The sequence below is a fragment of the Candidatus Phytoplasma asiaticum genome (assembly GCF_015100165.3).
Classification (GTDB): domain Bacteria; phylum Bacillota_I; class Bacilli_A; order Acholeplasmatales; family Acholeplasmataceae; genus Phytoplasma; species Phytoplasma citri.
This window is the reverse complement of record NZ_CP097206.1, coordinates 168,123-187,676: the sequence shown is the minus strand read 5'-3', so window position 1 is coordinate 187,676 and position 19,554 is coordinate 168,123. Positions and strand designations below refer to the sequence as shown.

Here is a 19,554-nt window from a genome sequence, read left to right as displayed (position 1 = left end):
TAATCTCACAAAAGATCACGTTTATTTATAATAAATAATTTTTTAACCAAAAATAAACATAAACAATACAAACATAAAAAGCTTAACAAAATAAAAACATAATTTTTATCAAAAGGATTATCAAAATATAATCTTTTTGAAAAAAAACTTATACAAGGTAAATAAGAAGCTAAAATTCCAGCTATAAAAGGTAATATAAATATATAAATAGTTTTTTTCAAATTTCTCAAACAATTAGGAGTTCTAAGATAAAAAATAGTTAAAAATTGAGTCCAAATTGAAAAAATAAACCATCCTGATCTAAATAAATTAATTTTATCACAAGTCCAATCATGAAAGGAAAAAATACCATAATTCCATAATAAACTAGAACAAAACAAAATATCAAAAATAAAAGTTAATATCCCGAATGAAATCATAAAAAAACAAATATTACGACTATTCCAACAAGATTTTTTTTTCAAATAAATAGATTCTACATCATCAAAAGGTAAAACTAAACAAGATAAATCATAAATTAAATTTAAACATAAAATCTGAATAGGCATAAAAGGAATAAAAGGTAAATAATAAGAAGCTAATAAAATACTTAAAATATTACCAAAATTAGAGGCTAAAGTGAATTTAATATATTTCAACATATTAATATAATTTTTTCGACCCTCTAAAATAGCATCTTTTAGTACAGTTAAATTTTTATTCAATAAAATGACATCTGCCGATTCTTTAGCAACTTCAGCTCCCGAATCAACAGTAATAGATAAATCTGCGTTTTTCATAGCAACAGCATCATTAATACCGTCACCTATGAAACCTACAATATGTCCTTTTTGACGAAAAATATTAATAATTCTAGCTTTTTGTTCTGGATATAATTTAGCAAAAATACTAGTATAATGAGCTTGTTTATAAATTTCTTCATCGCTCATTTCAATCAAATTAGAACCTAATAAACATTTTGTAGAATCAATATTAACTTTACTAGCAATAATTTTTGATAAAATCTCGTTATCACCAGTTAAAATTTTCACATCTACGCCGCAACTTTTTAAAGCTAAAACAGCATCTGCAGAACTAATTTTAGGAGGATCTAATAAAATTAAAAAACCTAATATAATCATGTTATTTTCTATTTTTTTATCATTATTAAATATCAAATTTTGATTTTTTTGAATTAGTTTATAAGCGACCCCAATTACGCGAAATCCTAACTGATTATAATTAATAACATGATTTAAAATCTGAGATTTATCAATATTTAATATTTGAGCTTGATTTGTTTTCGGATCAATATATTCGGCATAATTACAAATATTTAATATTTCTTCAATCGCTCCTTTAGTAATGATTAAATCATAATCCTCATGAATATTATGAAGCGAAATAGTCATAATTCGACGTTTAAAATCAAAAGGGATTTCATCAATTTTAATAAAATTTTTCGTTAACATAGAATCAAAATGACAATTATTATGCATTTTATCAATAATTGCTTTATCTATAACATTTTTTAAACCCGTTTGAAAATAACTATTTAAATAAGCATATTGTAAAATTTTAAAATTACTTTTATTATAAATATCTAAAAAATTGTCAATAGCAACACTATCTTCCGTTAAAGTTCCTGTTTTGTCAGTGAATAAAATATCTATAGCACCAAAATCTTGCATAGAATATAAATTTTTTACAATAACGTTATATTTAGAAAGAACAGCGACCCCTCTCATAAAAGAAGTTGTTACAATCAAAGGTAACATTTCAGGAGTAATTCCTAAAATTATACTCAAAGCGAAAGCAAAAACATTCCAAAAAGTAAATTTTTCTGTACACTTATACCAATTTAAAACAAAAATTAAAGGAAATAAAATCAAAATACAACTGATTAATATTTTAACAATAGAATTTATACCTTGCTTTAAAGAAGAATAAGTTTTATCTTTATCTAAAGATTGATGAATATGACCTAAATAAGTATTTAATCCTGTCAAAACTACAATGCCAACAGCATAACCCGAAACAACATTAGTACCCATAAAAACTAATCTAGGATCTTTCAAAAGATCATTTGATTCTGCTTGAGAAAAAGCATTTTTTTCTACCGCATCCGATTCCCCTGTAAAAGTTGTTTCTTTAACAAAAAAATCTTTAGTCTCTAATAATCTAATATCTGCAGGAATGATATCTCCTGCTGATAATAAAACTATATCCCCAACTAATAATTCGTTTAAAGGTATTTTAAAAATTTGGTCAGATCTTTTTACAGATGCCGTTAAAGAAACAATTTTTTTAAGTTTATCTATTACACTAGAAAATCTAGCTTCTTGTAACCAATGCATAAAATTGGAAACCACTAAAATAAAAGATACAATAAAACAAGTAGCATAATCCCTAACTTTGGGATCTGCTAAATAAATATCTTTAAAAAAATAAAAAATTAATAAAAATAATAATATAAAATTAAAAGGATTTAATAAAACTCTTATAATTTTGATAAAATAAAAATTTTTTTTTTATTTAAAACATTAACATTAGAATTTTTCTTTCTTTCATCAATTTCATCCAAAGATAAACCATTAAGACTAGAAGATAAATAGGCTAAAAGTTCATTAATATTTTGGCGACTAACATTCTTAAGAAAATTAATGTTAGAAAAAAAACTTTTCCTAAAAGGCAACTTCATTTTGATTATACAACTCCCTAAATAAAGTAATTTGTTTAATATGAATACCCAAAAATTTCTTTATTATTAATTTCTTAATAAAAAGAAATTTTATCTATTATAATATTCCACAATTAATTGTTCGTTAATATCTGTTAAAAACTCATTTCTATAAGGATATCGGATATAACTACCTATTAAAGAATTTTTATCTAAAACAACGTAATCTACTTTATTATTTTTGGATGTCTCCAAACAATAAGAAACTATTTTCATTTGTTTCGCTTTTTCTTTTAAAGTTATTTTTTGTCCGGGTTTAACAACATAAGAACTAATATCAACTTTTTTACCATCTACTAAAACATGACCATGTGAAATTAATTGTCTTGCTTGTAAAATAGTTTTAGAAAAACCTAATAAATTAACAATTCTATCTAAACGAGATTCTAAGGATATTAAAAAGTTTTCCCCATGAGAACCTTTAAATTTGGCCGCATTAACAAAAAAACGCTTAAATTGTTTTTCAGACATACAATAAGTAAAACGAACTTTTTGTTTTTCTTGTAACTGAAGTCCATAATCACTTAATTTATTTTTTCGTTTTTTATTTTTACTTAAATTAAAATGATCTTTTTTATTTAATAATTCTTTTCCTGTTCCGGTTAAAGAAAAATTCAAAAAACGTGACTTTTTCCAAATCGGTTTCGCGGTAGACATCCACAATGCTCCTTTTTAATTCACTTATAAGTGAAATTTTATTTTTTATTTAATTTTGAAAACGCTAAAGTACATATAGATTAATCAATACAACACTATATATCATATATTTTATGATAAAACCAAAAGATAGTCAAGTAAATAGTTAAATTTAAATTAAATTTAATTAAAAAATTTTTAATTAAATTAATAAATATAAAAATTTAAAAAATCTATCGAATATAAAATACCAATGTTATTGAAATTAGTAAATTTATGTGATATAAATACTTAGTGTTTATCATTTTCAATTTTTAATTATAAATTTTATAAAATTTAAAATAACATATTTAAAACCTCAATAAGCACATTATTTGATAATGAAATAATTTAATTTAAAATTAATTGACCTTCACATTAGCGTTTTTTTTAAAATAAATAGAACTGCAAACTTTATATTATGTTAAATATTAAAACTGAATTTAAGAGATAATTCCCTAATTAAATTCTATCCAAATAAGAAAGGTTATAGAATGAATATAATATTAATAGGACCGCCTGCTACTGGCAAAGGAACACAAGCGATAATTTTATCTAAATATTTTAATATTCCACATATTTCAACAGGAGATATTTTCAGAAAAAATTTACAATTAAATACTAATTTAGGAAAATTAGCCAATTCTTATATAGAAAAAGGTTTTTTAGTTCCTAATCATATCACAAATGCTATGATTGAAGAACAATTATTAAAAGAACAAAATAAAAAAGGTTTTATTTTGGATGGATTTCCTAGAAATTCAATACAAGCTATGTTTTTGGATAAATTATTTCAACAAAAAAATATTATTTTGACAAAAGTAATTTATTTCAATTCTGATATCAAAATTTTACAAAAAAGAATTTTAGGTAGACGAATATGCCCAAAATGTAGAGAAATTTATCATTTAGAAACTAAAAAACCTAACAAAAACGGAATATGTGATAAGGACAACAATGTCTTAATCCAAAGAAAAGATGATAATTTAATAACTTTTAATGAACGTTTAGCAATTTATCAAAAAGAAACATATCCTTTAATAGAACAATATCGTAATAAAAATAAACTTTTAGAAATTCGTATTGACGATGACAATATGTCTATCAATGATGTAACAAAAATTTTATTAAAAAAAATTTCAAAATATTCAAAAACACAAACCTAAAACTAATCAATATTTACATTAATAAAAACATAACTTTATTTTATAATTTAAAACTAAAATTAATTATATTTTAGTATGATTCATGAAATAAAAAGATAAAAATTGTCGATATATCGTTAAATAAATATAAGTTAAAAATCCGGAAAAGAAAAAAACTGATAAAAAACGAATATAAATCCAAGGAGATACAAATCTTTTTAAAAATTTATTATAAACAGAAAAATTACTTAAGTAATCATAATTTTTATTATAAAAAATATAATCTAAACAAAAAAGATTTAATAAAATGTATGTTATAAAATATAAACAACAAATTAAAGTTATTCTCCAATAAACAGATAAAAATGAATCAAAATATTTTGAGAATAAAAAAATAGGCAAAATACCCAAACAAAGACCATAAAATAAAGTTAATAATGGATTATATGGATAAATAGTACCTCTGAAACAAAAAGCAATAATTTCTACAAAAGAAACAGAAATAAAAGACCAAAAATAATGACGATTGAATAAAGGAATAAAAAATAAAGGTATTAATTTGAAACCATCTAACCAAATAATAGAATTAAAAAAACGTAATATATAATAAGAAGTAAATAACTTTTTAAAAATTAAATCTAAAACAAGAGACAAAGAAGATAAACAAGATAAAAAAACTATTCTCTCTAAAGATGATAATTTTAGTTTTTTCATATGTGTATAATTTTCCTTTTTGTTTTTATAAATGCATTATTTAAAAATTTGTCTCATTTACAAATTCAAAAATACAATTACAAATTTTTACTTGATCAGAGGATCTCATTCCTCTTTTTTTTAATTCTTCTTCAACTCCTATTTTTTTCAAAATATAAGAAAAATGACTAATTGATTCATGATTATTAAAATCTGTTCTATGAAATAATTTTTCAATATAATCACCGGCAACTACATAACAACCATTACTTTCTTTAGAAATAATAAATTTAACAGATTCATTCAAAGTAAAAATCTTTTTATCTTGAATATTATTCGCGGTTGTATTTATATTACACAAATCAATTCTTTGTAAATGTTCTATAATAATATTTTTTAACTCTGTTAAACCTAAATAATTAATAACAGAAATAGGCATAATAATCTTATCTTTTATTTGTTGGGTTAAAATAAGAAAATTTTTTTGAAAACAAGATAAATCTTTTTTATTAACAACTATTATTTGAGGTTTTTTTAACATATTAATATGATATTTTTTTAATTCTTCATTTAATAATAAATAATTTGAATAAATATCATCATTTGAAGCATCACATATATGTAATAACAATTTACATCTTTCGATATGTTTTAAAAAATTAATACCCTGGCCACGTCCTAAAGAAGCATTTTCAATTAAACCAGGAATATCAGCAATCACAAAATTTAATTTTTTATCAAAAACCATTCCTAAACAAGGAGTTAAAGTAGTAAAAGGATAAGAAGAAATTTTGGGCTTAGCATTAGATAAAGCAGCTAACAAAGATGATTTACCTACATTAGGAAAACCTAATAAACCGACATCTGCTAACATTTTTAATTCTGTTCTAATAATTAAACTTTCTCCTAAATCGCCTTTTTCGGCATAAGACGGAGCTGAATTCAAATGATTAGCCAAAGAAAAATTGCCCTTACCGCCTTTACCACCTCGAGCAATTATTAAACGTTCTCCGGCTTCCAAAATTTCTCCAATTAATTGATTATTTGTATGATTATAAATTGAAACACCTAAAGGAACTTCTATAAACAAATCAGGAGCATTAGCTCCGTTTTTATTTTTATTTTCACCATTATAACCATTTAAAGCTTTAATTTTTTTACGATACTTAAGTTTAAATAAATTATTTTCACCCGAAACACCTACAAAAATTATAGATCCTCCGTTACCTCCATTTCCCCCTGAAGGTCCTCCGTAAGGAACATATTTTTCTCTTCTAAAGGCTACCTTGCCACATCCTCCGTCACCAGCTTTAACGTAATTTATCACTTCATCAATAAAATTCATATAATTCCCTAAATTAATTTATTTAGATAAATTATCCGTTCAATTCGGCAATAAATTTTATTTTTTACAGCATATAACGAATAATATTCTCTAAATTACTAAATTATAATTAACAAAAACATTCACTGACGTTCCAATATTTTTATTTTTGAAAAATTAACTTTTTTTAATTTAATTAAAAATTGTTTCTAAACCAAATAACTTCTAATTAAAACATTAAATATTAAATATAAAACTACTTTAAATATTATTTAAATTCTTTTATGTAAAATACTTGTTTAAAAAAAATTATAATAATTATTTTTGCAAAATACTGTTATAAACCGAAGCACAAGTTTTTTGTTTTTTATTAATACGAATTTTTTCAAATTTAACAAAACCATTAATAAGAGCAAATAAAGTATCATCTTTACCAATGCCAACGTTTTTGCCCGGCATAACTTTAGTTCCTCTTTGGCGATAAATAATAGATCCGGCATTTGTATATTGACCATCTGATAATTTGGCGCCTAAAGATTTAGAATGGGAATCGCGCCCATTGCGTGTAGAACTAACTCCTTTTTTAGTCGCAAATAATTGAATATTTAACTTAAACATAATTAACCTTAACCTCTTTTAATTATTTATATTTTCAACTAATTTCATTTTTAAACAATTTGGATATTATAGACTTAAATCTTTTATTTAATTAATTTAATTTTTAAACAATTTGGATATTGCCGACTTAAATCTTCGAAAGTATATTTAAAATTTTTTAATAATTTATTCACTATTAAATTAGATTCTAATAAAATTAATTTAAAATAACCTTTTTTTAATTTAAAATTAATTTTATTACTTAATTCTAACAATACGGATAGATTAATTGCGTTTTATGCAGCGATTTATCTTTGCTGTTTTATTTACAATCAGCCCCCGTCCAAACCGGACAAGCAAGTTTCCAAGCATCCGGCTTTCCCTAATTTACTCTCTCTCGAGAACTAATTTTCCTCACGGTTAATTAGTTATTTATTCTTATCGTTCTTATTCTTTCTGATATCATGTATCTGTTGATTGGTTACCTTACGATGACAATCTTTACACAATACCTTGGTACTTTTATTCATAATACTCTGGCGGTTCGCGTTGCGGACCGTGCCAATGTGATGAATTTGAAGTTGGGTTGTTTTTTCGCAGTTCTCACAACGTTCCGCTTTTAGACGGTCAGTTAGATGTGTACGACTCTGGAATAAAAATCTATTGATGGTAATATCAGGGTTTCCCTTGTATTTACGCATTTTTTTGATTTTATCCCAAGAGTAGACAACCCAGGGTTCGTGTTGGGTTTTCCCTCTATTAAGATAAGGAATGCCCCAAGTTGAACCTCTATTAAGTTTCTTTCGAACTCTGGCAATCGATGTTTTCCATTTTCTTGCCAGTGTCTTCAAACAGCTATATTCAGCTAGATAATTTAGATGGGTTAAAACACTGAGATTGTTAGCCAAACAAAAGTATTGGATAATTCCTCTAACGATTGTTTTGTAGGTTCGGATTATCTCTAATTCGTCTCTACCCGCTAATGTTTCGTCGTGTTTCGCCTTTCCCTTGTTTAACCAATTATATTCGTATCCGTATTCTTTGGCTTTCGCTTGGGGAATTTGGATTTGAACTTTACCGTTGAAAGAATTCTTTGCGGATTTCCTTGTACGAGTTTTATTGGTGGGATTTACCTTTACCATGTAGGATAGAAACCTAGTTCCTTTGCTGGCTTTAACAATCTTCGACTTGTTCTTACTGATAGTAAGTTTTAAATCTTGTTCTAGCCATTGTGTAACTTGGTTTTTAATACTGCATGCCTTACTATAATCCCCCTTAACGCCAATGATAAAGTCATCAGCATAACGGATATATTCAACCCTTATTTTTGGATTTAGATTGATATGTCTATCAACTCCCAGATTATGATGTTGGTTTTTAAACCATGCTTTCTTATATTCCGGATTATCCTTCCAAATCGGTTTCCCTTCTTTAATTAGTTCTCCCATTTTTAGGTCGATGTAATGTAAATATACATTCGCCAGCAAGGGGGAAATAATTCCTCCTTGAGGAGAGCCTGACAAAGATTCGTGTTTGATACCGTCTTTCATGAATCCGGCTTTCAACCATTTGTTAATGGTTGAGAGGACTTTATTCTTTCTGATGAACCGATTTAAGGTTCTTATGAGAATCTCATGATTGATGGTATCAAAGTAGCCTTTTAAGTCGATTTTGACGATGTAGTCAATTCCTTTAAATCTTTGTTTAACGCGTTTTACAGCGTCATGACAAGATTTTTTGGTTCTAAATCCAAAGTTCCATTCTGAAAAGATATTTTCAAAATAGGGAGTTAAGAGTTTTTTCCAGGCATTTTTGGATCAACCGATCTTTAATGGTAGGTAGCCCCAAGGGTCTAGTTCTTTTATTATCACTAGGAATGAGAATTCTTTTAACTGGTTTGGGGTTATAACCATTATTGACGTATTCCTGATGGTATCTTTCTAGTCTTTCTAGATTAATCCCATCAACGGTTTCATTGTCAACACCTGGCGTACCCGCTCCTTTATTGGCAGCGATTCTGTTGAATGCTGTTAACGTGTTATAGAAATTATTCATTCCTTGTTGCAGCTCTTTTTTTAGAGAGTAACCGTTTGATGAACGATGTTGAATTCTATTCAATGTTCGCGAAAGTTTAGTTTCGAGTGAAACAGTTGTTGACATAATGTATCAACCCCTTCCTTGATACCATTGAATAAATAGTAAATTACTTTCTTCTTTCGCCCTATAAGAGTGATTAACTCTCTTCTTGGTAAGGCGATTAACTAAATTATATCAAATTTAGGTTTACTCTTACGACTACTAAGAAGATTCTTTATCCTTGACCGTCCGGGCTTTATTTCCGGATTAGTAAACTTAATTACTTAGTTTTAGGATTCTCCAAGTTACTCTAAATTTCTACCTTAATTCCTTAGGTGAAGTACCCTCTTTTAGGAGGCTGATTCCAGGTTTCCTTTATCTGATAAACTACTCAGTACTTAATGTTTATACTAGTAGACTCTGGACTATCCGTTTAAGCAACTTCCGGGATAGGTTCTTTTATTACATCAATTTTCCTTCTTAGGCCATCTCAGGCTTTTCCATAGAATTATTCGGTGGCAGAATCATCTTGACTAATTTGCTTTCGTCGCAACCCGCTTTTATGGTTTGCTGTGATTCGGCATTCTTTCGTTTGCCAAACCAACCATATCCTTTCAGAGCTTATCGGCTCTGGCTATTGGTTAGATAGCACGAAATTTAGGCCTCTTTGGCGCCCCATTAATAAAAGTAATAATTTCGTTATTATATTTTATAAAACATTCAATCATATAATTAATAAATAATTATTTAGGTAAATTAATATTAGTAATTAAAAGTTTCGTGTATAACTGTCTATGCCCTTTTTTGCAACGATATTTTTTACGTCTTTTATAAGTTGCTACAATAATTTTTTTTGATTTACCTTGCTTAATAACTTTAGCTTCTACTGTAGCTCCTTCAATAAAAGGATTTCCCAAAATAGAGTTACCTTCTGAATAGATAGCTAAAACCTTACGAAAAACATAAACTTCTTCAGGTTGTACTGATAATTTATCTGTAAAAATTTCTTGATTTAAAGTAACTTGGAATTGTTTATTACCATTAGCCAAAATAGCAAATTTATCCATAAATAACCTCTTTCTTTCTTAAATCGATCTTAACCGAAATAATATTATTATTTTAAATAATTTAACATAATTATATAAATAATCACATCTTTTTTTAATCAGCAAATTATTACATCATCATTTCTATTCGAATTAATAGATTTTTTATAATTTTCGCGATTAAAACGATTATTAACATGTTTTCTACAACGTAGACAACAACTACCTGAATATTTGATTTCATTAGCTAAACTACATAAAATTTGTTTATTACATTCAGGATTGGCACAATTAATATATCTTTCACAAGGAGTCTGATCGAAAAAATCTTTTCCTATAATAGTATGTTTTTTTTTATTCGCTTTAACAACAATTCTTTTATCAAAAACATAAAGACTACCCTGGAATCTTTCACCCTGAAGTGTTTCATCTTGACTATAATTAATAATTCCCCCTTTTAATTGAAAAACTTCAGATATCCCTTTATTTTTTAAATAAATAGATAATTTTTCGCATCTTACCCCTCCAGTACAATAAGTTAAAACCTTTTTATTTTTAAAAAAATCTAAATTTTTATCTATCCAAGCAGGTAATTCTCGAAAATTATTAATATCAGGCAAAATAGCATTCAAAAAATGTCCTAACTTTGTTTCATAATTATTACGAGCATCTAATAAAATAATATCAGATTTTTGAGATAAATTATAAAATTCTTTAGGTTCTAAATAACAACTATTTTTAGGAAAAATATCATTTTTTAACTTTAAAGATACTATTTCTTTTTTGTATTTTACTGAAAGTTTAGGAAAAACATGGCCATTAACTGAATCTATTTTAAACGCAGTATTAGCAAAACAAGAATCTTGTAATAAAAATTGCATATAAGAATTAATATCTATTGTTAATCCTGACAAAGTGCCATTAATACCTTCTTCAGAAATAATAATTCTACCTAATAATTTATTTTTAATACAAAATGTTTTATGAAGATTACATAAAATTTTAGGATTTTTAATATAACTATAATTATAAAATAAAATTACTTGATAAAGATTTTTGTCCATTTGATTTTTATTGGATACCATAATATATTCGATAATTCCTTTATTTTTAAAAAAAAACAAGTATATGCATAAAATAATAACTCACTTTAAATTGTTTAATTTGTAACTAAAATACTTTAATCCGGAAAAGTTAAAAACTTTTATCAATCAATTTAGAAAGTTCAGGATTTTGAGCATATTTTTTATAATTTAATTTTTGCAAAAATTTTAAAGTAGTTATAGGGACTAATTTTTTCATATCTTTAAAATTTCCCTGGATAAACAATTTACGCACTTGTGTTGCTGAAATAGGTTTAAAATCCTCGATCAATCGAGGCAAAATAACTAATTCTATTGAAGATTTAAACAAAATTTCTTTCATTATTGTATTATATAAATTAGTAGTATAAGAAAAAGGTTCTTCTCCTACATAACGTGTTTTAATACCTAATTTACAAGCTATATAATTGGTAAAAATATTTGTATCTAAAATAATTTGAGAACGAATTACTTGTTCAGGAGATGATAAAAAATAAGAAGGAAAAACATTTCTAGAAATACGGATAGATTAATTGCGTTTTATGCAGCGATTTATCTTTGCTGTTTTATTTACAATCAGCCCCCGTCCAAACCGGACAAGCAAGTTTCCAAGCATCCGGCTTTCCCTAATTTACTCTCTTGCGAGAACTAATTTCTCCTCGCGGTTAATTAGCTATTTATTCTTATCGTTCTTATTCTTTCTGATATCATATATCTGTTGATTGGTTATCTTACGATGACAATCTGTACACAATACCTTGGTACTTTTATTCATGATGCTTTGGCGATTCGCATTGCGAACTGTCCCAATGTGATGAATTTGAAGTTGGGTTGTTTTGTCGCAGTTCTCACAACGTTCCGCTTAGTTAGGTGTGTGCGGCTTTGGAATATATATCTATTAATGGTAATGTCCGGATTCCCCTTATAGTTACGCATTTTTTTAATTTTATCCCAAGAGTAGACAACCCAGGGTTCGTATTGGGTTTTCCCTTTATTAAGATAAGGAATAGCCCAAGTTGAACCTCTATTAAGTTTCTTTCGAACTCTGGCAATCGATGTTTTCCATTTTCTTGCCAGTGTCTTCAAACAGCTATATTCAGCTAGATAATTTAAATGGGTTAAAACACTGAGATTGTTAGCCAAACAAAAGTATTGGATAATTCCTCTAACGATTGTTTTGTAGGTTCGGATTATCTCTAATTCGTCTCTACCCGCTAATGTTTCGTCGTGTTTCGCCTTTCCCTTGTTTAACCAATTATATTCGTATCCGTATTCTTTGGCTTTCGCTTGGGGAATTTGGATTTGAACTTTACCGTTGAAAGAATTCTTTGTGGATTTCCTTGTACGGGTTTTATTGGTGGGATTTACCTTTACCATGTAGGATAGAAACCTAGTTCCTTTGCTGGCTTTGACAATCTTTGATTTATTCTTGCTAATAGTAAGTTTCAAATCTTGTTCTAGCCATTGCGTTACTCGGTTCTTAATCTCTTCGGCTTTGTCATATTCACCTTTAACGCCAATGATAAAATCATCAGCGTAGCGGATGTATTCAACTCTTGGTTTTGGGTTTTGATTAATATCTCTGTCAATTCCCAATCTATGGTGATGGTTTTTACGCCATGCTTTCCGATATTCTGGATTCCCTTTCTTAATTGGTTTTCCTTCTTTAATCAGTTCCTCCATTTTCAGGTCGATGTAATGTAAATATACATTCGCTAGCAAGGGGGAAATAATTCCTCCTTGAGGAGAGCCTGATAAAGCCTCGTATTTAATTCCATCTTTCATGAAACCAGCTCTTAGCCATTTGTTAATGGTTGAGAGAGTTTTACTCTTTTTGATGAACCGATTTAAGGTTCGCATGAGAATTTCATGATTGATGGTATCGAAGTAACCTTTTAAGTCAATTTCGACGATGTAGTCAATTCCTTTAAATCTTTGTTTGGCGCGTTTGATCGCATCATGGCAGGTTTTTTGGTTCTAAATCCAAATTTTCATTCTGAAAAGATATTTTCAAAATAGGGAGTTAAGAGTTTTTCCAGGCATTTTTGGATCAACCGATCTTTAATGGTAGGTAGCCCCAAGGGTCTAGTTCTTTTATTATCACTAGGAATGAGAATTCTTTTAACTGGTTTGGGGTTATAACCATTATTGACGTATTCCTGATGGTATCTTTCTAGTCTTTCTAGATTAATCCCATCAATGGTTTCATTGTCAACACCTGGCGTACCCGCTCCTTTATTAGCAGCGATTCTGTTGAATGCTGTTAACGTGTTATAGAAATTATTCATTCCTTGTTGCAGCTCTCTTTTTAGAGAGTAACCGTTTGATGAACGATGTTGAATTCTATTCAATGTTCGCGAAAGTTTAGTTTCGAGTGAAACTGTTGTTGACATAGTATATCAATCCCTTTCTTGATGCCACCGAATAAATAGTAAATTACTTTCTTCTTTCGCCCTATAAGAGTAGTTAACTCTTTTCTCGGTAAGCCGATTAACTAAATTATTCCAAATTTAGGTTTACCCTTACGACTACTAAAAAGATTCTTTATCCTTGACCATCCAGACTTTCATTTCCAGATTAGTAAACTTAATTACTTAGTTTTAGGATTCTCCAAGTTACGCTAAATTTCGACCTTAATTCTTTAGGGGAAGTATCCTCTCTTGAGAGGCTGATTCCAGGTTTCTCAATCTGATAAACTACTCGATACTTTAGTTTTATAGCAGTAGTATCTGGACTGCTCGTTTAAGCAACTTCCGAAGCAGGTTTAATTATTACATCAATTTTCCTTCTTAGGCCATCCCAGGCTTCTCCATAGAATTATTTGGTAGCGGAGTCATTTTGACTAATTTGCTTTCGTCGTAACCCGCTTTTATAGTCTGCTGTAATCCAACATTCTTTCGTCTGTCAGATCGACTATATCCTTTCAGGGTTTATCGACCCTGGCTATTGGTTAGATAGCATGAAATTTAGGCCTCTTTGGCGCCCACTAAATAATTACTACCTTCTACAACAAAAACATTTGGTATGTCTTTTGTAGCTAATTTTACCATTTCTTTACGTTGTTCATAAGAAAATAAAGATATATCTTCTTTAACCATAATAATATAAACAAAATCACTATTATTAGATGCTGTTTTCGCTAAATAGTGATGACCTTTGGTAAAAGGATTAGCATTCATAACGATAGCAGATATATTATTCGAATTAGATAAATTATTTTTTTTATGTATTTCTGATAAATAAACCAAATATTCTTCAAAATAATCATATCTATTGGTAAAAAAACCAAATTCTTCATTGCAATAAATCATTTTAAAACCTAATTTTTTAAAAATAGTAAAATTAATAGGTTTTGTAAAAACAAAAATTTCATTAAAATTTTCTGTATAAATTCTTTTAATAATAAAACTAATTAATAAATTAGCCAAATTATGACCTTGATATTCAGGATCAATTGATAAACATCTAATATTATTATAATATCGACCAACTACTCCAATTAATTTATCATTTAAGTCTTTAATTATAACATATTCATGAACTAAATCATTTATTAAACCATTTCGCAATAATAATTGTTTAATAGATGCAATTTCATTGGTTTCTCCTTCATGAACAATTCGCGGCATTTGATAATAACAAATAATTTTATCACCTCTTCAACATAAATATTGATTAAATTAAATCAAAAAAATTAATCAAAACTAATAAATAATAAAAGAAACTTAATTTAACTATACTAATTATTTTAACATTAAAAAAGAAAATTTTATAAATATTTATCAAAAAAAGAAGTAATTTTCGATAATATTAAAAACAACAAGATATTGCTGAAAATAAAATTAAAAATAAAAACAACGAAACAATAAATGAAACAAATTAACCATATTTTTTGATTTAAATTTTGAAAACGTAATAAATTAAATAACCAATTATACCAAACATTAACTAAAGATAATTGCATATGAGCGTAAACCCAATAACTAGAAATAAAAAAACAACAACTTCTCAAGAAATATACTAATAATAAACCCAAAAAAATATTTTTTTTATTATCGGCAATAAATCTTTTTTTATTGATAAAAATACCCACTAAACTCAATAATAAATCAGGAACAATATAATCAAAAATGCAAGACAAAAATAATTGAATTCTAGTAAACAAAAATAATTGATTTAAAGATAATAAAAAATTATAACTTTTTATTAAATGAAAAACTGAATATAAACCACAAATTAATAAATGTGTTAAAAAATTATTATAAATACCTGATAAACAGAAAATAATCAAAGAAAATTTAAATATTCGACCACCTAAAGGTAAACATAAAAAAGGAGTTAAAAATTTGCTAAATAAATCTATAAAAATAGCTAAAGAAAGAAAATAACTTACCAAGACAACTTTACGTAATATAAAATTATTAGATAATCGCATAAACATAAAAAAATATTAATTACAAATTAATTTATTAAATTATTGTAATTTAAATATTATTTCCTTTAAATTTTAAAAACCCCTTTATAAATTAATTCTAATAAATAAATAATCGATGGATAAACCATGGCTAATCCTAAACCTACAAACGCTCCTAAAAAAGTACCTAAAGTAATTCCTAAAAATCCTTTTTTCGAACTAAAAATAAAAATACCCTGAATAATAAAAATGAACATAGATTTTAAATAAATAATAGTTTCTTCTGATTCTTGAGGATCATTAATTTGATATTGATATATTCGATGACTATCAAAAACATTAGAAAAATTGATTTGATTATTTATGTAAACAGTTCTATTATTTAACTTCCAAGAAATAATTAATAAAAAACTTAAAATATTTAAGATATAAAATGAAATAATAACCCATTTTTTTTTCCAAAATTTACTATCTATTAAATATGCACAAACAACATCACACTTATTATTAAACAAAATCAATTATTACCTCCTATTTGCTGAAATTATTATTAATCTAACATATCTAATTTTAATTTAAAAGAATTTTGGAAATTATAATTTAAAATATCTTGATTATACTCGTTATCTTTCAATTTTTTTTTACAAAAATTAGTTAAATATTGACTATGTTCTATATAATCCAAATCACAATCTTGAAGCATTTGTAAACGAGTTAAATCGAATGCATTATCTAATGCTCCAGCAAAAATTAATTTTTGCAATAATTCCTTATTTAAAACTTCCCTTAATCTCATTTTAAAATCATAAAAATTTTCAAATTTTTTTATAGAACGCTCTTGTATCAGAATCTTGCACATTTCTAAATTCATATCTTTAATAAAATTTAGAGGTAAAAAAAGTTTATCATCCAAAATTAGACAACTACTAACATTGCTATATAAAATATTAGGTTTTTTAATCTTTATATATTTTTTTATTTGTGATAACCATTGTTGAATGGTTACATAATCATAAGGATCTTCTTCTAAATAAACCATTCCAAAATAAAGCAAATAATTAGCTTTCAAATAAGCCATTCTATAACTAATCAAAGCATAAGCTGCACCGTGACTTTTGTTAAAAATATAATTAGAAAATTTTGAAATATAATCATAAACTTTACTAGCTGATTCCGCTGTTCTTCGATATAAAACGCTTTGATCCATAAATCTTTTTTTTAAATTAACATTACTATCTTCAGAAGATTTAGCCATAATTTTTCTCATAAATAAATCTGCTTGGCCTAAATCATAACCTGAAAATTCTGAAGCTATTCTCATTATTTGTTCCTGATATAAAACAATACCATAAGTATCACGTAATATATTGTCTACAACATCTATACCAGTAAAATTTACTTTTTTATTAATTCTATTATTTATATAAAGATCTACAAATTTTATAGCACCAGGTCTATTAAAAGATAAAACAACAATCAAATCTTCAAATGTTTTAGGTTTAATAAGTTTTATCACTTTTATAGCAGAAACAGATTCTAATTGAAAAATATATTTTGTATCTCCTTGTTGCAATATACTATAAGTATTAACGTCGTTAAAAGATATATTAGATAAATTAATTTTAATTTTGCCTTTTTGTTCAATCAAATTTAAAATTTTATTAATTAAAAAAAGATTTCGTAACTTTAACAAATCCAATTTAATAAAACCTAATTTTTCTAACTGTTTATGATCAAATTGCAAACGATATAATATCACAGAATTATTAGAATTTTTTTGAATAGGTAAATGTTGAGACAAATCTGCTTTAGTAAAAACTACTCCCGAAGGATGAGTACCAACTAATCTAGGAATCCCTTTAATAATAGATGAAAATTCAGAACAAATTGACTTTATATCAATTTCAAAACCATTTTGTTGAAGCAACTCTAAATCTAGACGAAACAAATCTTTGGAATATTTTTGAAAAGTAATTAAATTAGCGATATGTTCCGTTCCATATTTATCTACAAGATATCGCATTAGTGTAACAACTTGATTGTCAGGAACATCTATATCGATATCAGGAACAGTCGTTCTTTTGAAATTTAAAAATCTCTCAAAAATTAAATTATATTTCAAAGGATCAATCTCAGTAATCCCTAAACAAAAACATAACAAAGAACCAACCGAAGAACCTCTTCCGGGACCTATTAAAATTTTTTGATTTTTAGCATATTGTATTAAGTCAAAAATAATCAAAAAATAATCAACATAATGCATTTGATTAATTAAAATTAATTCTTTTTGCAATTGTCGAATATAAAAAATATGTTTTTCTAAATTTATATTTTTTTGCAAATAACTTGTTAAAAAAATATTAGCTTTTGTTTTTAAATATTCAAACTTATCACAAGATAAATTATTTTTAAATGAACATACGGTTGAAGGGAAAACAAAATTATATTTAATCGTTGATAAAAATGTTTCTAAATCAAGAAATAATTCATAATCATTAAGATTATAAAGTTGATAACGTTCTTGAATTTTTTTTTGATCAATAAATTTAACATCTAACTCCATTTGTTCATTGTTATGATTAAAATTAATAAATTTTCGATTATCATTTTGATAATTACTTATTTTACATAAATATTCATAAATTAATTTTTCTTCTGAAGACAAATAATTAGTCTTATTAACTAAAACTACTTTTAAATTTAATTTTTTAACTATCTTCAAAAAAAAACCAGCATAATCTTGTAATAAAAAAGATTGCAAAGAAAATCCAAAAAATAAATGGTTAATATTTATTTTAAAATATCGAAAAGTTTCCAAAATAAAATTTTCATTTTCATAATTAGTCAGATCTATAATTTTATCTTTTAAAATATCACATAAAATAAAATCTAAATTAGATAAAATACCAAAAATACCATCTCGGAATTTTTGAAATTCTGTTAAAGTAATTTTATGATTTAATTGGATAAAATTTAAAATTTTAATTAAATTGTTAATACCATTATTATCAAAAGCATAAATCAAAAAGCTAATTTTAACATCACGATATTTCAAAAGATCAAAATAAATATAAATTTGCGCACCTATAATAGGTTTAATATTATATTGGTGGCAAAAATTAATTAATTGCATCATCCCGTATAAATTTTCAAAATCACTTAAAGCAACAAAATTATATTTACTTTCGAAAGCTTTTTTAACCAAAGCTTCTACAGAATGAACACTTTTTTTAATACTATAAAAACTTTGTAAATAAAAAACTCCCGTCATAAAAAATAAAACACTCTCTTACTTACAATAGCCAATTATATCCAATTTAAAATAACTTATATATTAAAATTAAAATATAAAATCCTCAACTGCAAAATTAAATAATTTTTAATTCAAAATTTTTTTTAAATTTCGTTTATCATACTCTGTTTCAAAAAAATCCAAAATATTCGTATTTTCATTATTATTTATTATTTGAAATTCAGCAAAATAAAAAGATTCCAAAAATATTATAATCATATACAAATTATATTCTTGGGTAGGCAAAAAAGATTCTTGTTCTTGAAGATAATATAATAAATGTTCTTGTAAAAATTCAATATTAATTGTAATTTCTGATAATGAAAATTTTTCTATAATTTTATCAGCTAATTTAATAATATAAATATTGTCCATATTCTCATAATCAATATCAGAATAAATCTGAGAATGATTTATAATCTGTAAAAAATATAAAAATAATTTTTTTATTTTAAAAAATAAAAATAAATTTTTCATTATTATCAATCCTT

16 protein-coding genes and 2 pseudogenes are annotated in these 19,554 nt (G+C 25.7%); 1 reads left to right on the top strand and 17 read right to left on the bottom strand.

Annotated features, from left to right (window positions below; all coding sequences use genetic code 11):
* Positions 1 to 5 precede the first annotated feature (5 nt).
* The 3 genes from mgtA to rpsD all read right to left on the bottom strand — a co-directional run bounded on the left by mgtA (position 6) and on the right by rpsD (position 3,376).
* Complete coding sequence (mgtA, locus tag H7686_RS00785) at positions 6 to 2,453, bottom strand: magnesium-translocating P-type ATPase (RefSeq protein WP_304513245.1); 2,448 nt, start codon at positions 2,451 to 2,453, stop codon at positions 6 to 8.
* 26 nt (positions 2,454 to 2,479) lie between these two features.
* Positions 2,480 to 2,680 (bottom strand): hypothetical protein, encoded by a 201-nt coding sequence (locus tag H7686_RS00780; RefSeq protein WP_249175852.1) that lies wholly within the window; start codon positions 2,678 to 2,680, stop codon positions 2,480 to 2,482.
* A 90-nt stretch (positions 2,681 to 2,770) separates the two neighbouring features.
* Positions 2,771 to 3,376 (bottom strand): 30S ribosomal protein S4, encoded by a 606-nt coding sequence (gene rpsD / locus H7686_RS00775; protein WP_193621873.1) that lies wholly within the window; start codon positions 3,374 to 3,376, stop codon positions 2,771 to 2,773.
* Between the two features lie 512 nt (positions 3,377 to 3,888).
* Here rpsD and H7686_RS00770 point away from each other — a divergent pair.
* The gene (locus H7686_RS00770; protein WP_193621872.1) at positions 3,889 to 4,560 is read left to right on the top strand and encodes an adenylate kinase family protein; all 672 of its coding nucleotides are present in this window, start codon (positions 3,889 to 3,891) and stop codon (positions 4,558 to 4,560) included.
* A 63-nt stretch (positions 4,561 to 4,623) separates the two neighbouring features.
* Here the strand turns inward: H7686_RS00770 and H7686_RS00765 are convergent, their stop codons facing one another.
* The 14 genes and pseudogenes from H7686_RS00765 to H7686_RS00700 all read right to left on the bottom strand — a co-directional run bounded on the left by H7686_RS00765 (position 4,624) and on the right by H7686_RS00700 (position 19,540).
* Positions 4,624 to 5,253, bottom strand: a complete 630-nt coding sequence (locus tag H7686_RS00765; RefSeq protein WP_193621871.1) for a hypothetical protein — start codon at positions 5,251 to 5,253, stop codon at positions 4,624 to 4,626.
* 40 nt (positions 5,254 to 5,293) lie between these two features.
* Complete coding sequence (gene obgE, locus H7686_RS00760) at positions 5,294 to 6,577, bottom strand: GTPase ObgE (protein ID WP_193621870.1); 1,284 nt, start codon at positions 6,575 to 6,577, stop codon at positions 5,294 to 5,296.
* Between the two features lie 297 nt (positions 6,578 to 6,874).
* The gene (gene rpmA / locus H7686_RS00755) at positions 6,875 to 7,177 is read right to left on the bottom strand and encodes a 50S ribosomal protein L27 (protein WP_193621908.1); all 303 of its coding nucleotides are present in this window, start codon (positions 7,175 to 7,177) and stop codon (positions 6,875 to 6,877) included.
* Between the two features lie 80 nt (positions 7,178 to 7,257).
* Positions 7,258 to 7,428, bottom strand: a complete 171-nt coding sequence (locus H7686_RS00750; protein ID WP_212304293.1) for a hypothetical protein — start codon at positions 7,426 to 7,428, stop codon at positions 7,258 to 7,260.
* A 153-nt stretch (positions 7,429 to 7,581) separates the two neighbouring features.
* A pseudogene (locus tag H7686_RS00745) lies at positions 7,582 to 9,313 on the bottom strand (reverse transcriptase domain-containing protein).
* A gap of 659 nt (positions 9,314 to 9,972) precedes the next feature.
* Positions 9,973 to 10,296: a 50S ribosomal protein L21 gene (gene rplU, locus H7686_RS00740; protein ID WP_193622141.1), complete on the bottom strand. Its 324-nt coding sequence runs from the start codon at positions 10,294 to 10,296 to the stop codon at positions 9,973 to 9,975.
* A gap of 98 nt (positions 10,297 to 10,394) precedes the next feature.
* The gene (gene trhO, locus H7686_RS00735; protein WP_193622140.1) at positions 10,395 to 11,360 is read right to left on the bottom strand and encodes an oxygen-dependent tRNA uridine(34) hydroxylase TrhO; all 966 of its coding nucleotides are present in this window, start codon (positions 11,358 to 11,360) and stop codon (positions 10,395 to 10,397) included.
* 109 nt (positions 11,361 to 11,469) lie between these two features.
* Positions 11,470 to 11,826 carry a nucleotidyl transferase family protein gene (locus H7686_RS00730; protein WP_439099974.1) on the bottom strand — a complete coding sequence of 119 codons (357 nt, stop codon included), beginning with the start codon at positions 11,824 to 11,826 and terminating at the stop codon, positions 11,470 to 11,472.
* 204 nt (positions 11,827 to 12,030) lie between these two features.
* A pseudogene (locus H7686_RS00725) lies at positions 12,031 to 13,750 on the bottom strand (reverse transcriptase domain-containing protein).
* A 573-nt stretch (positions 13,751 to 14,323) separates the two neighbouring features.
* Positions 14,324 to 14,986 (bottom strand): GNAT family N-acetyltransferase, encoded by a 663-nt coding sequence (locus tag H7686_RS00720; RefSeq protein WP_193621764.1) that lies wholly within the window; start codon positions 14,984 to 14,986, stop codon positions 14,324 to 14,326.
* A 140-nt stretch (positions 14,987 to 15,126) separates the two neighbouring features.
* Positions 15,127 to 15,798, bottom strand: a complete 672-nt coding sequence (locus H7686_RS00715) for a hypothetical protein (protein ID WP_193621762.1) — start codon at positions 15,796 to 15,798, stop codon at positions 15,127 to 15,129.
* Positions 15,799 to 15,857: 59 nt separating this feature from the next.
* Positions 15,858 to 16,286, bottom strand: coding sequence for a hypothetical protein (locus H7686_RS00710; RefSeq protein ID WP_193621760.1), 429 nt, complete (start codon positions 16,284 to 16,286; stop codon positions 15,858 to 15,860).
* Positions 16,287 to 16,321: 35 nt separating this feature from the next.
* Positions 16,322 to 19,042 carry a PHP domain-containing protein gene (locus H7686_RS00705; protein ID WP_193621759.1) on the bottom strand — a complete coding sequence of 907 codons (2,721 nt, stop codon included), beginning with the start codon at positions 19,040 to 19,042 and terminating at the stop codon, positions 16,322 to 16,324.
* 108 nt (positions 19,043 to 19,150) lie between these two features.
* Complete coding sequence (locus H7686_RS00700; protein ID WP_193621757.1) at positions 19,151 to 19,540, bottom strand: hypothetical protein; 390 nt, start codon at positions 19,538 to 19,540, stop codon at positions 19,151 to 19,153.
* Positions 19,541 to 19,554 lie beyond the last annotated feature (14 nt).

Bases quoted from the DNA above. Each gene is read 5' to 3' on its own strand.
- trhO (WP_193622140.1), bottom strand. From the start codon at position 11,360: ATGGTATCCAATAAAAATCAAATGGACAAAAATCTTTATCAAGTAATT.
- H7686_RS00770 (WP_193621872.1), top strand. From the start codon at position 3,889: ATGAATATAATATTAATAGGACCGCCTGCTACTGGCAAAGGAACACAA.
- H7686_RS00720 (WP_193621764.1), bottom strand. From the start codon at position 14,986: ATGCCGCGAATTGTTCATGAAGGAGAAACCAATGAAATTGCATCTATT.
- H7686_RS00705 (WP_193621759.1), bottom strand. From the start codon at position 19,042: ATGACGGGAGTTTTTTATTTACAAAGTTTTTATAGTATTAAAAAAAGT.
- obgE (WP_193621870.1), bottom strand. From the start codon at position 6,577: ATGAATTTTATTGATGAAGTGATAAATTACGTTAAAGCTGGTGACGGA.
- H7686_RS00765 (WP_193621871.1), bottom strand. From the start codon at position 5,253: ATGAAAAAACTAAAATTATCATCTTTAGAGAGAATAGTTTTTTTATCT.
- H7686_RS00780 (WP_249175852.1), bottom strand. From the start codon at position 2,680: ATGAAGTTGCCTTTTAGGAAAAGTTTTTTTTCTAACATTAATTTTCTT.
- H7686_RS00715 (WP_193621762.1), bottom strand. From the start codon at position 15,798: ATGTTTATGCGATTATCTAATAATTTTATATTACGTAAAGTTGTCTTG.
- H7686_RS00700 (WP_193621757.1), bottom strand. From the start codon at position 19,540: ATGAAAAATTTATTTTTATTTTTTAAAATAAAAAAATTATTTTTATAT.
- rplU (WP_193622141.1), bottom strand. From the start codon at position 10,296: ATGGATAAATTTGCTATTTTGGCTAATGGTAATAAACAATTCCAAGTT.
- rpsD (WP_193621873.1), bottom strand. From the start codon at position 3,376: ATGTCTACCGCGAAACCGATTTGGAAAAAGTCACGTTTTTTGAATTTT.